The following is a 14792-nucleotide window of genomic DNA, read 5'->3' on the forward strand; positions in this document are numbered from 1 at the left end:
AGTCGAGCCGTCCTTCGTTGCGTTCCGACCATCGAATCACGCCAAACGCCCGGACGCCATCAAACGCTCGGACGCCGCCGCGCCTACTTCGACACCTTGTACTGGTATCCGCGGTGGTTCGGGTTGAGGTAGTCGCCCTTGCCGAACAGCTTGTTGCGCAGCGTGCCCGGCGCGTATTCGGTCTGGTAGACGCCGCGCTCCTGCAGGATCGGCACCACGTAATTGATGATGTCCTCGAACGTGCCGGGGTTCGTCACGTAGGCGAGGTTGAACCCGTCCACGTCGGTCAGCTCGACGATGCGCTGCAGTTCGTCGGCCACCTGCTCGCCAGAGCCGACGATCACCGGACTGTTGCCGCCGATCGCACGACGCACGGCGATGTCGCGCACCGTCCAGCGCCTGCCGTCCTCGCCGGTCACCTTCTGCATGTTGGCCGCCGTGGACTGGATGGCGTTGGAGTCGATGTCGTCGAGCGGCTGGTCGAGATCGTACTTCGACAGATCGGTGCCGATCCAGCCGGAGTACAGCGTGAGCGCGCCCTCGGTGGACGCGTACCGCTCGTAGTCGTGGTACTTGTCCCACGCCTCCTGCTCGGTGTTGCCGGTGATCACGGTGAGCATCATGAGCACACGCGCATCGTAGCGTCCGCGGCCGGCGGCCTCGAGCGAGTCACGCACCTTCTTCACCTGCGGCGCGACGAGCTCCGGCGTGGGGCCGGTCACGAAGATCGCCTCGGCGTTCTCGGCCGCGAACCGGATGCCGCGCGGCGAGGTGCCGGCCTGGAAGATCACCGGCGTGCGCTGCGGCGACGGCTCGCACAGGTGGATGCCCGGCACGTCGAAGAACTCGCCGTGATGGTTGATCTCGTGCACCTTCGCCGGGTCGGCGTACACGTCGTGGGCCTTGTCCTTCACCACGGCGTCGTCCTCCCACGACCCCTCCCACAGCTTGTACAGCACGTCGAGGTATTCGTCGGCGTAGTCGTAGCGATTGTCGTGCGGAATGTCCTTCTGACCCATGTTGCGCAGCGCGGACGGCAGATAGCCGGTCACCACGTTCCAGCCCACACGGCCCTTCGTCAAATGATCGAGCGAACTCATGCGCCGCGCGAACGTGTACGGATGCTCGTAGAAGACGCCGGCCGTCACACCGAATCCGAGGTTCCGCGTGGCCACGGCCATCGCCGACACCAGCGTGGTCGGATCGTTGATGGGCAGCTGCGAGGCGGTACGCAGCGCGGAGTCCACGTTGCCGCCGTACACGTCGAAGTAGCCGACCAGATCGGCAATGAACATCGCGTCGAACTTGCCGCGTTCGAACAGTTTCGCCAGTTCGATCCAATGGTCGATGTCCGTGTATTCCGTCGACCGGTCACCCGGGTATCGCCACATGCCGGACGACTGGTGGCCCACGCAGTCCTTGACGAATCCGTTGAAATGAATCTGGCGTTTGGACTGATTGTCGGCCTGGCTGCTGGCACTGGCGTTGGCGGCGTTGATCCCCACTACGACGTCCTTTCATGGCGGCATCCCACTGCGGATGCGTTCGGCGAAATCGGCGCGCGCGTCCCCCGGCGCGTACCGCGAATACCGTCATTATGCCGCTCCGGAACGCATGGGGATCCGCGAAATCGCCAAACGCCGTATAGACGTTGCTTATCGGCGCTTATCAATCGGCGTGCTTTCGCGCGAGCGTGTTTCGGCGGCCGGCCGTTCCTTTGCCGACCACCGACCGGTCAGCCGTTCCGCCAGACGCAGAAGGCGCGCGGGGGGATGGCGATCTGCCGCTCATGCCCCTTGGTGTAGCTCGCCCAGTTCGCCTCGCCGCACGCCTCGGGACCGCGCGAACTGAACACGCACTCCCACGCGGAGTCGTCGAGCGGCGCGAACTGACCATAGTCGTGCACGGCGCGTAACGCCGACACGGTCTGCCATGCCGTCTGCCGCGTCGGGTTGACGGTCACGCAATCGTTGCCCACGCGGAACACGACCACGGAATCGTCGCGCGCGGGCACGATGCGGGGGCCGCCGAAATACGCGGGGTTGCTTCGGCGCAGACGGATCAGCGCCGCATAGTAGTCCACCAGATCGCTCAGCCGCCGCGCGCGACGCCAGTCCAAGCGGTTGAGTTCGGCGGAACGGTCGTACGAGTTGTCGCAGCCGTGCTTGGTGCGTGCGAACTCCTCGCCGGACAGCATGAACGGGACGCCCGCCGACGTGGCGATGATGCCCGCTGCCATGCGGTTCGCCTCCATGATGTCCTCGGTCAGGCTGGGGTCGGCGTCGTATTCGGCGTTCGTCGGGCCGGAGTCAGCGGCCGACCATACGCCGCTCAGCATGCCAAGACCGTTCATGCCGGCCAGGCCGGAGTCCGCCGGCGGACGGGCGTCCGCGTCGAACGAGCCGGAGCTAGCATCGGCGGGATTAGCGGCACCGGCGGCGCCGGACGAACCGGCATTGGCGGAGTGGTCGGTGTGGAGTGTGCCCGTATGGCCGAACGCCACCGATCGCATGGCCATGCAGAGCTTGTCCCACAACGTCAGATCGTCGTGTGCGGACACGTATTGCACGAACTGCCCCACGCTGGCGGCCTCGACCTGCGTGCCCCGCCACGCATCGACGGCATGGCGGACGGCGGGCGCGAACTCGCGGGCCGCGCCGGATACGTAGCCGGGCTTGTGATGGTGGAAGATGTTGCCGCGGATGGCGTCACGCGTGTCGTCGCTGAAGAAGCCGATGCGCGGATTGAGTTGCGATAGTCCACGTTTTCCGGCCAGCACGACATCGGGCGAGACGGCGGTCATGTCGGCGGCCCATGGCTCGCCGTATATGATCGTTCCGGCGCCGCCAGGCAGCGAATCCAAGCGGGCGCGCACCGCGTTCATGGTGTCCACGTCCATCAGACCCATGAGGTCGAACCGGAAGCCGTCGATGTGATATTCGCGCGCCCAGTACTCCACGGAATCGACGATGTACTTGCGCATCATCGGCCGCTCAGACGCCATGTCGTTGCCGCAGCCGGAGCCGTTGGACAGCGCACCCCCGGCGTAGCTGCGGCAGAAATAGCCGGGCACCATGCGCTCCAGCCAGTTGTCGGCGGAGTACATATGGTTGTAGACCACGTCCATGATGACTTTGAAACCGTTCGCGTGCAATGCCTGGATCATTTGCTTGCACTCGCGGATGCGTGTTGCACCGTCGAACGGGTCGGTGCTGTACGAGCCTTCGGGAACGTTGTAGTTGACAGGATCGTAGCCCCAGTTGTAGGCGCGGCGGAGCGGATCGCCGTCGCGGGCGGCGGCCTCGTCCACCGAACCGAAGTCGAAGATCGGCATGAGCTGCACGGCGGTGACGCCCAGTCGGCGCAGGTAGGCCATGCATGTGGGGAACTCGCCGCCGCCGTCCACGCTCGTGTCGGGATGGGTAAACGCCAAATAGGTGCCGCGATGTTCGGCGGGGATGCCGCTGTGGGGGTCGTTGCTGAAGTCGCCGACATGGGTTTCCCAGACCACGAGCTCGCTCATCGGGGTGTTCGGGGAATGGTCGACGGCCCAGCCGTCAGGGTCGGTCTTTCGCAGGTCCACGACCATGCTGCGTCGGCCGTTCGCGCCGGCGGCCCGGGCCCACGGGTCGGCGGTGCGGGTCGCGCGGCCGTTCGGGAAATGCACCATGTAGTCGTAGTAGGTGCCGTGGCCCACGTCGTCGACGTGTATGGTCCAGGTGCCGTCATCGGGATGGGAGGCGGCTCCGGAGGTATGGGAGGCGGCGGTGTTGCGGTTCATCGCATAGGTGGCGTATGGCCGGTCCGAGGCATCCGCATCGGAAGCGGGGCCCTCTGCATACACGCCTGACGCGCAGGCTCCGCCCTCGTAGAACAGCCGCAACTCCACGTTGGCCGCGGTCGGGGCCCACACGCGGAATGTGGTGCCGAGACCGGACCTGTCGGGGATCGCGCCCAGATCGTCGCCGGCATACACTGGCAGCTCATCAACCGGTAGAACACCCATACGGCACCCCCATTGGCACATCGCTTATCTATCCAGCAATCTACCAGCAGTCCCGAACCCGGGCCGGCTCGCTCGCCGTCGCCTACATACAGGCACTCATACGGGCAATCCGCGAGTTCTGAAGTGATTCCGAGGGCATGCGGACATCAATCTCCAAGTTCTGAAGTGTCGCAGCACGATATGGCGAGTATGGGCCTTGGAATTCCAACGACTATATATGGGGATGAGCCATTTCATACTTCAGAACTTGGAGTTTGATGTCCGCAAGGAGCGAGAATCACTTCAGAACTTGAAGATTGCCGCGTATTGCTAGCTCGCGCATGCACCCGGATTCATCCGCACGTATGGATTCTCCTATGCGATGGGCCGGATGGGGATGCGGCGCGCGTGAAGAGCCTCGACGATGTCGTGATGGTGCGTGGAGACCAGGATGGTCTTGCCCGCGGCAACGAAACTATTGAGCACACGCACCACGAGGGCGGTGTTGCGCTCGTCGAGACCGTCGGTGGGCTCGTCGAGCACGAGCAGGTCGGGGTTGAGCGACATGCAGCAGGCGATGGCGACCCGCTTCTTCTCCCCGCCGCTCAGCCGGTAGGGCGCGCGATCGCCGAAGCGTTCGAGCTCGAACAGTTGCAGGATGTCGTGCACACGCCGCTGGATCTCATCGTCCGGGAGTCCCATCTGCGCGGAGCCGAAGGCGATCTCCTCCCCCACCGACGGGCAGAACAGCTGGGTTTCGGAATTCTGGAAGACGAAGCCGATGCGTTGATGCAGCCGCTTGGCGAATCGCTTGTCGGCGAGTGCCTCCCTCGTGACAGGATCGCCGTCGAACCGGTATTCGCCGCCAGTGAGGTTCTCCAGGCCGTTGAGGATGCGCATGATGGTGGTCTTGCCGCTGCCGTTTGGGCCGAGCAGCGCTACGGATTCGCCACGGACGAGGGTCATGTCGAAATCGCGCAGCACCTCGCGCGGGGGCTCCCCGTCCACGCCCGGATACGTGAGCCCGCCTTGCGCAGTTCGGCAAGGGGCTCAACCACCGAGGCTCATGATCGCAGCGATTGCGAGAGCCGCAGTTTGCAGCGCCAGTGATGTTCTGGCCATGCGCTCCTCGCCCCTTTACCCTATGAATGCAACAGGGAACAGTACGGCAGCGTTCGGCATCGAACGTGTTGACCGATTATTTCGGTTCCGTCTCGTAGATGACGGGCAGGCCGTGCGTCTTTTTATCTTTTTTGACTTTCGGACTCAGGTTAAGGGTCCGGACGCCTGCAACACTTGCGCCGCGCAGCCTCTTCCCCATGCAAAAGGGCCCATGCTCTACTCGGCGCATGGGCCCTCGCATCGTTCCGATCGATCCAGCGTCATGGTCGGCATGGTCAGTATGGTGGCCGAAACATTTGGAGATCGGAACGGATCTAATGGTTTGGACGAACTTGGCGGACAGAACGAACTTGGTCGTCAAAGCGAATTTGGTAGCCAGAACGATACGGCGTGATCGTTCACAACCCGCTCAATCCGTCACGTTGTCAACTACCAAACCCGTCTGTTGTCGCATTCCGACTACCAAATTCGCATCATGGATCGCGACTACTTCTCTTCGCTCCGACGAGCGCCGGACTTCACGGGCAGGTGCACGCCGCACAGGTCCTCGCCTTGGCCGGCGAGCACCGCACCCGGCGTGAAGTCGAGCGGATTCGACGACGTGGAGGCGAACACGGAAGCGGCGGAGGCACTCACCGCGCCACCCTGAGCTGCACCCTCCTTGGCCTCGATCGTTACGCGCTCGCCGGAACGCCCAGCTGCACCACGGGCCGCCTCGATCGCGTCCTCATCCTCTTCCACGAATTCCTTGCGCAGATAGTAGAGGTCCTCGTCGAGCTGCTTCTCGCTCGCGGCCACGACCACGGCCGTGTTGGCGGCACCGGCCACGTTGAGCGCGGTGCGGCCCATGTCCACGATCTGCGAGATCGGCTGGGTGATCGCGATGAACGGGATCGGCAGGCCGGCGGCGGCAAACAGGGACGTCGCGGTGATCGTGGCGGTGCCGGGCACGCCGACCGTGCCGATCGACACGAGCAGCGCGAGCACCACCAGGAAGCCGTACTGCGCCGGCGAATAATCCAGACCCTGCGCGTTCACGGCGAACACGGCGAGCAGCACGGGCCACACGCCCGCGCATCCGGGCATGCCGAGGTTGGCGCCCAGACCGGCCACGAACGACGCGATGTCGCCGGGCACGCCCGCGCCGCGCAGCTGGCGCACGGTCACCGGGATCGTGCCGATGCTGCTTTCGGAGGTGAACGCCACCACGCCGGCCGTCCAGAACGTCTTGAAGAAGTACACCGGGTTGAGACGGGTCACGCCGGCCAGCACGAGCGGCTGCACCACGAACAGCTGCAGCGCCATGGCGATGTACGCCACCACCAGCACCACGAGCAGCGGCAGCAGGGCCGCTACGTCGCTGCCGCTCACGGCCGCGGCGATGAGCGAGAGCACGGCGTACGGGGTGAAGCCGACCACGATCTGCGTGGCGCGCGACAGCACCACGTTGCCGGCGTCGACGAGCGCCTTGAACGGCGCGATGGCGGCACGGCCCTTCTCAGTGGCTCCGGCGGCGTTGTAGGCCACGGCCACCAGGATGGCGAAGATCACCACGGGCACCACCTGGTTCTCGGACCAGTTCGCGGCCAGATTCGTGGGGAACAGGTTCACGATGGTGTCGAGCACGGCCGGCACCTCACGCTGCTGGTAGTCGGTGGGCAGCGTGTACTGGAAGCCCTTGCCGATGCCGAACGCGAGCGACAGGGCAAGCGTGATCGCCGCCGCGGTGAACGTGTTGAGCAGCAGCAGGAACACGGTCTTGATGCCGATGTTCTTCAGTCGGATGGATTCGCCGAGGTTGGTGATGCTCGCGATGATGCTGAACAGCAGCAGCGGCACCACGATGGCGGAGATCACGTTGGACCACACGGTACCGAATGCGGCCACGTAGTCGGTGTGCCCCTTGAAGATCACACCCAGACCGATGCCCAGCACGGTGGCGAGCAGCACGCGCGAGGTGAATCCCGCCTTCTTCTTCACACTCAGCAGTCCGAGGCCCGCGAACAGGACGACGGTGACGCCGAGCGCGACCCAATTGAGTGTCACGTCTGACATTGCTCTTGTATCCCCTTGTATGTCGATGATCATATCCCTGCGATCGCTGTCACGATCGCTCATGCGATTGCGAATCACCTATTGTCGTTATTCCGCAACGCCTCTGCAAACGATTACAATCTAGCGATTCGGACAACCTACCACACCGTCTTCGATATCGCCGTTGGCTATAAGCGTCTATCAGCGCCATACGGCAGAGAGCTTGCGAAAAATCGCAGAACTGCAATATAGGGGTTTCCGGCCGTTGGAATTTCAACGGCGTGCGAACCGTATATTGCAGTTCTGCGATTTTTCTCGCAGGCAATGGCCCCTTCTCACCTCGCATGGCCATCTTTGGTGATGTTATGACGGTAAATGGTAAGGAATGTTCGGTTTCTCTTCCCCCGGCGGTTCACAAATCGAAGATACCGGGCGCATCGGCCCACATTGCAAGGGGCCACATGGGATATCTTCGATTTGTGAACCGCTGCGAGCGGAGCCCCCGGCACGGACCCCACGACCATCACTCAACATCGAACATCTTTGACGCAAAACCTCGCATCCCGCGAAAATCCAGTCGTCCAGGACTCCCGTCGCCATCCGCAACACGCCGAGGTGTACGAATGTACACCACAGTCGGTCGGATGAGATAGTATTAGAACGTTCAAATTCAGACTTCATGAGACACCTTCGGCACCGACACCCAGCCATCGGCCATCGACGACCATATATGGCGAACGTCGGAACACGGAACCATCCCACGGAAAGGACGATCAATGACGGCGAACAACCTCCACGACGACTGGTGGAAGCAGGCGGTGGTCTATCAGGTCTATCCGCGCAGCTTCAAGGACATGAACGGCGATGGCCTAGGCGACATCAAAGGCGTGACCGATCGCATCGACTATCTCAAGGAACTCGGCGTGGATGCGATCTGGCTAAGCCCGTTCTACCCCTCCGAACTGCACGACGGCGGCTACGACGTCATGGACTATCGCAACGTCGACCCGCGCCTCGGCAGCATGGACGACTTCGACGAGATGGTGGCCCGCGCGCACGAGGCCGGCATCAAGATCGTGGTGGACATCGTGCCGAACCACAGCGCCGACAAGCACGTCTGGTTCCAGGCGGCCCTCGCCGCCGCCCCCGGCAGCCCCGAACGCGACCGCTACATCTTCCGTGACGGCCGTGGCGAACACGGCGAACTGCCGCCGAACGACTGGCAGTCGATCTTCGGCGGGCCGGCATGGGAGCGCGTGGCCGACGGCCAGTGGTACCTGCATCTGTTCGCCAAGCAGCAGCCCGACTTCAACTGGAAGAACCCCGAGGTGCACGAGGAGTTCCTCAAGACGCTGCGTTTCTGGTCCGATCATGGCACCGACGGCTTCCGCGTGGATGTGGCGCACGGTCTGGCCAAGGACCTCGAATCCAAGCCGCTCGAGGAGCTCGGCAAGTGGTCCACGCTCTACCAGTTCAACCCGAACGGCGACAACCCGCTCTTCGATCGCGCCGAGGTGCACGACATCTACCGCGAATGGCGCAAGGTGTTCAACGAGTACGATCCGCCGCGCTTCGCCGTGGCCGAGGCCTGGATCTCGCCCGAACATCAGGCCCTGTACGCCAGCCCCGACGAGCTCGGCCAGATCTTCAACTTCGAGTTCGCCAAGGCCGACTGGCGCCAGTCCGACATGCGCGCCGCCATCGAGGATGGCATGGCTGCTGCCGAACGCTCCGGCTCCACCACCACGTGGGTGATGAACAATCACGATGTGCCGCGCTCGGCCAGCCGCTACGCGCTGCCGCAGGTGAAGACGTTCCAATACCATCAGATGGCTGAGGCATGGCTGCTGCGCAACGGCGAGTTCGTGGAGGAGGATCGCGCCGCCGGTACCCGTCGCGCCCGTGCCGCCGCGCTCATGGAGCTTGGCCTGCCCGGTTCCGCCTACATCTATCAGGGTGAGGAGCTCGGCCTGTTCGAAGTGGCCGACATCCCGTGGGACCGCCTGGAGGACCCGTACGCGTTCAACTCCGAGCGCGAGTTCAAGGTGAAGGGTCGCGACGGCTGCCGCGTGCCGCTGCCGTGGACCGCGTCCGACGAGCCGCAGCCCGCGGAGTGGAGCGAGAAGTTCGGTGACGGCACCACCGGCACGTTCGGATTCGCGCCGACGTCCGGCAAGCGCGCCGACGGCTCGCCGATCGCCGATCCTCACCTGCCGCAGCCGTTGTGGTTCAAGGACTTCGCCGCCGATACGGAGGACGCCGATCCCGCGTCCATGCTCAATCTGTATCGTGCCGCGCTCGCCCTGCGCCAGCGTCTGCTCACCCCGACCGGCGACACGTCGATCACATGGCTGGATGATTTCGACACCGCCGAGGGCGGCACCGCGATCGCGTACAGTCGTCCGACCGCGGACAACCGCACGTTCGCCAGCGTGACGAACTTCGCCGACGAGCCGCTCGTCCTGCCTGCCGAGGCCGAGGTGCTGCTCGCGTCCGCCTCGCTCGACGAGGAGGGCCGCCTCCCGCAGGACGCCACCGCCTGGCTCGCGTTCTAATCCGGCCTCCCATCCCTGTCCGTACGTAGAACGGTTCTGGGTATAACCGCATCATGAGGACCCCAAAAACGGGCTCTAGATGTCCGGTTAGACCCAGAACCGTTCTTATATACCGGTTAGACCCAGATTTATTGGACCGGATATACCCAGAACCAGTCCAGATGGATTCGCCCCCGTCCGGTTATACCCAGAACTCTGTCCGGTTATACCCAGAACCCAGTCCGGTTATACCCAAAACCAGAACCAGACCCATCCGTAAATCCCCGTTCCCGACCACCAACCACCGAACACCGACCACCAACCACCAACCACCGCGGTCATCCAGCGTCCACGCGGCACCCCCTCCCAACGAATCCGCCGGCCAAACCGCCGACTAATCTGATACCGAACGGCCGCGCGACTACAGGCCCGCGCCCACACCACGAAGGATACGAACCGAGGGACACCATGCCGCTGATCATCGCATTCGGTCTGCTCGCCATCGTGCACGTCGCGCTGCGGTTCGATCGTGAGCACCGCCGCCGCGCCCGTCTGCGCGGCAGGAAAGGCACCCGCCAATTCATCGACGAACTGAAATCGGCCGGGGTCTCCGATCGAGACATATACCTCGCCAACGCAGCGGATTCCGTACCCGAGCTGATCATGCTTCTGGGTTGGCTGTCACTCCCGCTGATCCCCATCCTCGGCACCGCAGTCTGGCTTGCCGTCGATCCCGTATCCGCACCGGCGCGATGGCTATGGGCCACGGTCGACGCAATCATCATCGGTACGGCCCTACCCGGCTACGGCCATCATCAGACACAGGTCGAACGTCAACAGGCCGGTCTGCCCGAACTGGAACAGCGCACGCGCGGCGAGACCATCGCGTTCTGGATATCCTGCCTGGTCACGACCGCCATACTGACCGTCACCCTGGCATTCGGCTACGCTCCCGAAAACCTGCGCCTCACCATGACGCCGCCGGAAGCGCTCATCCGCGCCGGCATATTCCTCGCCGGTTTATGGACGGCCTACGGCGCAAGCCGGCTCGGCGCCCGCATCGCGGCCATGTTCTCCTCGCCGCGGTTCGAACTGTACGCCGACAACACCACGCTGTTGTATCTGCGATCGTTCAACGACGACAACATCGGCATGTACTCCCCCATGGCCGATCAGAACTGCGACACGATCCTGCGCACGCTGCTCTGGCCGCGCATCTCATTTGAGGAGCAGCTGTCCCTCGCCCAGACGGGCGGCGGCCACGGCACGCTCATCACCATCGGCCGCCCCGGCGAACGACTGCCCCGCGCCGGCGCGCAACGCTCCTACTACGATCAGGACAACTGGCGTGAAGGCGTTCGCCTGACCGCGTTCCGCTCCCGAGGCGTCATCCTCACGCTGGGCGCCACGGTGTCGTTGAAGTGGGAGATCGAACATCTCAAACGATGGCGGCTGCTGCCCAAATGCCTGTTCATCATCCCGCCCTGCAAGGATCGCGATCTGCCGCATCGTCTCGATCTGGCGTTCGACGCGCTCGACATCAGTCCGGCGGAACGGGCGAAGGCCGCCAAACTTCCGATCCGCTATCTGGCGGCGTTCCGCGTCAGAACGGACGGCACCCTGCAGTGGATGTTCTCCAAAAGCCGCGACTGGCGGACATATTTTGTCATCACGAGCGGCGCCAGCATGGAAGAGACCGTCGACGACGACGCCATGCCGAACATGCCGGTCAGACCGAACATGTCAGACAGACCGAACATGCCCGGCAAGCCCGGCTCTCCAGACGGCTCCGATCTGATCGACCCGACCGATCTCACATTCGACGTCGAATCGGCGGTCAACGATCTCAAAACGCAGTTCAGCCCCACACAATGGCGTCGAAAAATCCTCGCGCCGGCATCCGTGCTCAAGGCCATTTCCGATTCCACAACCGCTGCCATGGCACTGAAAGCCGGCAACCGAACGGCGGCCGTGACCGCATACGGCAGACTCATCGCACAGCTGCAGACCACCGGCGACACCGACCCGGATGCGCTCGCCTACCTGCTCTGGCAACGGTTCCAGGCCACCGACAACGGCCGGTTCATCGACGGCGACGATTTCACCGCACTGGTTCGCACACTGGACGGAATACTGCAGTCGCAGACGATCAAATGCCTATGGATCACCGCCAACGCCAACATGCCCACGGCCATGGCGATCTACACGCTGTGGGGTTCCATGGCCGAGTTCTTCCACCGTACGCAGGCCAGGGACTGGGAGATCGACGCCCGGCGCACCCAGCTTCAGGCCGCCCATCGCATGGAGGACTGGCGGCTCGTCGGGGAGACGGAACTTCATCTGGCCGATCTCGCCGACGACAACGACTATCGACGGATGTATTCCGAGGCCGCGGTGGCACTCGACGCCGCGCGACGGGTCGGCGACATTCGCATGGAGGGCATGGCCCGCAGCCGGGTCGCCCACGCCATGGCGCATTTCGGAGCCGACAGCAGGCACGGCGATCAGTGGCCGAACGAGTTCTCCCATGCCGTTGACCAGCTGATGTCGTCCGGCGAGGCCACGGCCGCACTCGACGCCGTCGAGCAGTTCATCCGCGACGCATGGGATACGCACGACCTCGATACCGCATTGGAGGCGGTACGACTCGGTCTGCGTGTGGCGCCGGAGTCCGAGTCCGCGCGCCGCCAGCGGTTCCGCGAATACGAGCAGTGGTTGCTCGGCAAGATCAACGAGAGGCAGCCGGCACAGCCGAATTCACCGAATTCAGCGGATGCACCGAGTTCACCGGGTCGATGAGCGGCAGCACGCCCTGATCGATGAGCGCCGACGCGGCCGACGCACCCACGTGGTCGTCGATCGTACCGGTCTCGTTGCACGTGAACAGATGAGTGCCGTCCGGCGATGCGACCAGACCATGGAAGACCAGACCATCCTCATCATCCGTCTGTGCGAACGCGCCGATCGGGAACGTGCAACTGCCGCCCAGCGCGGTCATGAATTCTCGTTCGGTCAGTACGGCATCACGCGTGGCCGGATCGTCGAACGCCGCCAACAGTTCCAGCGTCTGCATATCATCGGCACGGCATTCCACCACCATCGCGCCCTGTCCGGCGGCCGGCAGCAGCACGCCACGCAGGGACACCCGATACAGTCCACCGAGTTCCGGATGACCGTCGCCCGTCTCCGGATACAGTCGGTTCAATCCCGCCTCGGCCAGGATCACGCCGTCGAGTCGTTCGGTTTCGATCTTGCGCAGACGACTGTCGATGTTGCCACGAATCGGCACGATCTCCAGATCGGGCCGCCGATGCAGCAGCTGTGCCTGCCGTCGCAGACTGTTCGTACCGATGCGCGCCCCCTGCGGCAGATCATCAAGATCAGCGTACGGGCGCGGAGAAATCAGACAGTCGAACGGCGAATCACGTTTGGGAAAGCATCCCAGCACAAGCCCGTCGGGCAGCACCGGCTGCACGTCCTTGAGACTGTGCGCGGCGAAGTCGATCGTGCCGTCGAGCAGTTCGCGTTCGATCTCCTTAACGAACACGCCTTTGCCACCGATGGTCTGCAGACTGGAATGGAGATCGCGATCGCCCTGCGTGACGATCGGCCGCGGCGTGATCGTGACGTTCGGGAACCGTTCCCGCAGCGCATTGCAGATCAGTTCCGTCTGCCGTAGCGCCAACCGACTCTTGCGCGTACCGATGCGGAATTCGCGTCCCATCACTCGCCAGTCACTCCCCCGTTTCCGGCCGTGCGCGATTACCCGACGCGCCGGCGATCCGTCACATGCCGACAGCCCACTGTAGCAGTCGCGAATCGGGAAATTGCCGCCCGGCTATATGAAGAAGTTATGGGATCCGCACGTCACGGCACACGCGATGCGCGGCACGAGGCATTCCCCGCACCGCATGCGTACGTCATCCGACCACGTCGTCGGTGTTGCGCGGCATCAGACTGACGGGCGCGGTCTCGTGCGCACCGTCGCCCAGCGGCTTCCCGGCGATCAGCCGCAGCGCCTTGCGCGCCGCGTCCGCACCCATCGTCTGCGGATCCTGACGGATCGTGGTCAGGCCGAGCACGTCCGCGTAGGTGCTGTCGTCGAATCCGATGATCGAGTAGTCGCGCGGCGTACGTTTGCCGTATCGTTCGAGTCTCAGCATGAGCGGAATGGCGATCACGTCGGCCTGGCAGCAGATCGCGTCGGGGAACGTGTCGAGCGCCAGCAGACGCGACAGGATCGTAGACAGCGCCTGAGGCGACGAGATGGCGGCGAGCGCCGACTGATCGCGCGGCACGGCAATCACGTGCCAGTCGAGGTCGATGCCGTTCGCCTGCGCCGTTTCGCATGCGCGGCGGAATCCCTGTTCGCGTTTGTCGATGCTGGAGCTGAGCGTGGGCACGGCCTCCGCGCACACGTAGGCGAGATGCCGATGGCCGAGTTTGATGAGATGCTGCGCGGCCATGAGCATGCCCTGCTCGTCGTCGATGGACACCGAGGCGTCGAATCCGTCGATGTCCGGCGTATTGATGCCGATGATCGGCACCTGCGCGCGTTTGAGCTGTTCCACCTCGTGCGGGTCGATGGCGAACGACGCGACGAACACGGCGTCCACGTTACGCCGGATCGGCAGCGTCTCGAAGAACCGCTGGCGTATGCGTGCGGTGTCGATGTTCGGGAAGAGCGCGATGTCGTAGCCGGCCGGGTGCAGCACGGATTCGAGTCCGGCGAGCGCGGCGGCGTTGAACCAGCTGGTGATGCTGTCGTTCATGAGCAGCGCCACGCGGTTGGTGCGGCCGGATTTGAGCGTGGCCGCGGATCGGGAGATGTTGAAGTCGAGTTCGTCGGCCACGCGCATCACCTTGGCGCGCGTGCGTTCGCTCACCATGTCCGGTCTGGTGAACGCGCGCGACACCGTTGAGATGGATACCCCCGCCTTGGCCGCCACATCCTGAATGGTCGCCTGCATCGTTCCTCGCTTCCTCGACGCCGAGTCGCCTGAACTTCCCGACCATTCTAAGTGTCCCGCCCCGACAGTCCGTCACGCTCCCCGCCTTCATTCCTCCGGCTCCCCTCTCCGAGGCTGAGTCCGTGAAGTAAACGCCGGAGGCGTTTA

At 64.0% G+C, this 14792-nt stretch carries 9 protein-coding genes; 3 read left to right on the top strand and 6 right to left on the bottom strand.

Features of this window, described 5'->3' with window-relative positions; genetic code table 11:
* Positions 1–83: 83 nt before the first annotated feature.
* The 3 genes from D2E23_RS09705 to D2E23_RS09715 form a co-directional block, all read right to left on the bottom strand.
* Complete coding sequence (locus D2E23_RS09705; protein ID WP_206432032.1) at positions 84–1505, bottom strand: LLM class flavin-dependent oxidoreductase; 1422 nt, start codon at positions 1503–1505, stop codon at positions 84–86.
* A gap of 230 nt (positions 1506–1735) precedes the next feature.
* Positions 1736–4006 carry an alpha-amylase family glycosyl hydrolase gene (locus D2E23_RS09710; RefSeq protein WP_241227277.1) on the bottom strand — a complete coding sequence of 757 codons (2271 nt, stop codon included), beginning with the start codon at positions 4004–4006 and terminating at the stop codon, positions 1736–1738.
* A gap of 354 nt (positions 4007–4360) precedes the next feature.
* Positions 4361–4993, bottom strand: a complete 633-nt coding sequence (locus D2E23_RS09715) for an energy-coupling factor ABC transporter ATP-binding protein (RefSeq protein WP_126030710.1) — start codon at positions 4991–4993, stop codon at positions 4361–4363.
* 58 nt (positions 4994–5051) lie between these two features.
* Between D2E23_RS09715 and D2E23_RS09720 the strand changes: the two genes are divergently transcribed.
* Positions 5052–5501, top strand: a complete 450-nt coding sequence (locus D2E23_RS09720; protein ID WP_126030711.1) for a hypothetical protein — start codon at positions 5052–5054, stop codon at positions 5499–5501.
* Between the two features lie 92 nt (positions 5502–5593).
* Here the strand turns inward: D2E23_RS09720 and D2E23_RS09725 are convergent, their stop codons facing one another.
* A complete protein-coding gene (locus D2E23_RS09725; RefSeq protein ID WP_126030712.1) occupies positions 5594–7162 on the bottom strand; it encodes a dicarboxylate/amino acid:cation symporter in 1569 nt (522 codons plus the stop codon).
* A gap of 755 nt (positions 7163–7917) precedes the next feature.
* On the opposite strand from D2E23_RS09725, the gene D2E23_RS09730 reads away from it, so the two are divergent.
* Together D2E23_RS09730 and D2E23_RS09735 are read left to right on the top strand one after the other, a co-directional pair.
* The gene (locus D2E23_RS09730; RefSeq protein WP_126030713.1) at positions 7918–9696 is read left to right on the top strand and encodes a glycoside hydrolase family 13 protein; all 1779 of its coding nucleotides are present in this window, start codon (positions 7918–7920) and stop codon (positions 9694–9696) included.
* Positions 9697–10143: 447 nt separating this feature from the next.
* Positions 10144–12474, top strand: coding sequence for a hypothetical protein (locus tag D2E23_RS09735; protein ID WP_126030714.1), 2331 nt, complete (start codon positions 10144–10146; stop codon positions 12472–12474).
* Here D2E23_RS09735 and hemC read toward each other — a convergent pair.
* Positions 12404–13399: a hydroxymethylbilane synthase gene (hemC, locus tag D2E23_RS09740; protein ID WP_126030715.1), complete on the bottom strand. Its 996-nt coding sequence runs from the start codon at positions 13397–13399 to the stop codon at positions 12404–12406. The two genes, D2E23_RS09735 and hemC, sit on opposite strands and share 71 nt — an antisense overlap.
* A gap of 196 nt (positions 13400–13595) precedes the next feature.
* The gene (locus tag D2E23_RS09745; protein WP_126030716.1) at positions 13596–14645 is read right to left on the bottom strand and encodes a LacI family DNA-binding transcriptional regulator; all 1050 of its coding nucleotides are present in this window, start codon (positions 14643–14645) and stop codon (positions 13596–13598) included.
* Positions 14646–14792: the final 147 nt, after the last annotated feature.

The organism is Bifidobacterium callimiconis (assembly GCF_003952005.1).
Classification (GTDB): Bacteria; Actinomycetota; Actinomycetes; order Actinomycetales; family Bifidobacteriaceae; genus Galliscardovia; species Galliscardovia callimiconis.

Excerpts from the sequence above, each read along its gene's own strand:
- D2E23_RS09710 (WP_241227277.1), bottom strand. The coding sequence starts at position 4,006 with ATGGGTGTTCTACCGGTTGATGAGCTGCCAGTGTATGCCGGCGACGAT.
- D2E23_RS09720 (WP_126030711.1), top strand. The coding sequence starts at position 5,052 with ATGATCGCAGCGATTGCGAGAGCCGCAGTTTGCAGCGCCAGTGATGTT.
- D2E23_RS09725 (WP_126030712.1), bottom strand. The coding sequence starts at position 7,162 with ATGTCAGACGTGACACTCAATTGGGTCGCGCTCGGCGTCACCGTCGTC.
- D2E23_RS09730 (WP_126030713.1), top strand. The coding sequence starts at position 7,918 with ATGACGGCGAACAACCTCCACGACGACTGGTGGAAGCAGGCGGTGGTC.
- D2E23_RS09735 (WP_126030714.1), top strand. The coding sequence starts at position 10,144 with ATGCCGCTGATCATCGCATTCGGTCTGCTCGCCATCGTGCACGTCGCG.
- hemC (WP_126030715.1), bottom strand. The coding sequence starts at position 13,399 with ATGGGACGCGAATTCCGCATCGGTACGCGCAAGAGTCGGTTGGCGCTA.
- D2E23_RS09745 (WP_126030716.1), bottom strand. The coding sequence starts at position 14,645 with ATGCAGGCGACCATTCAGGATGTGGCGGCCAAGGCGGGGGTATCCATC.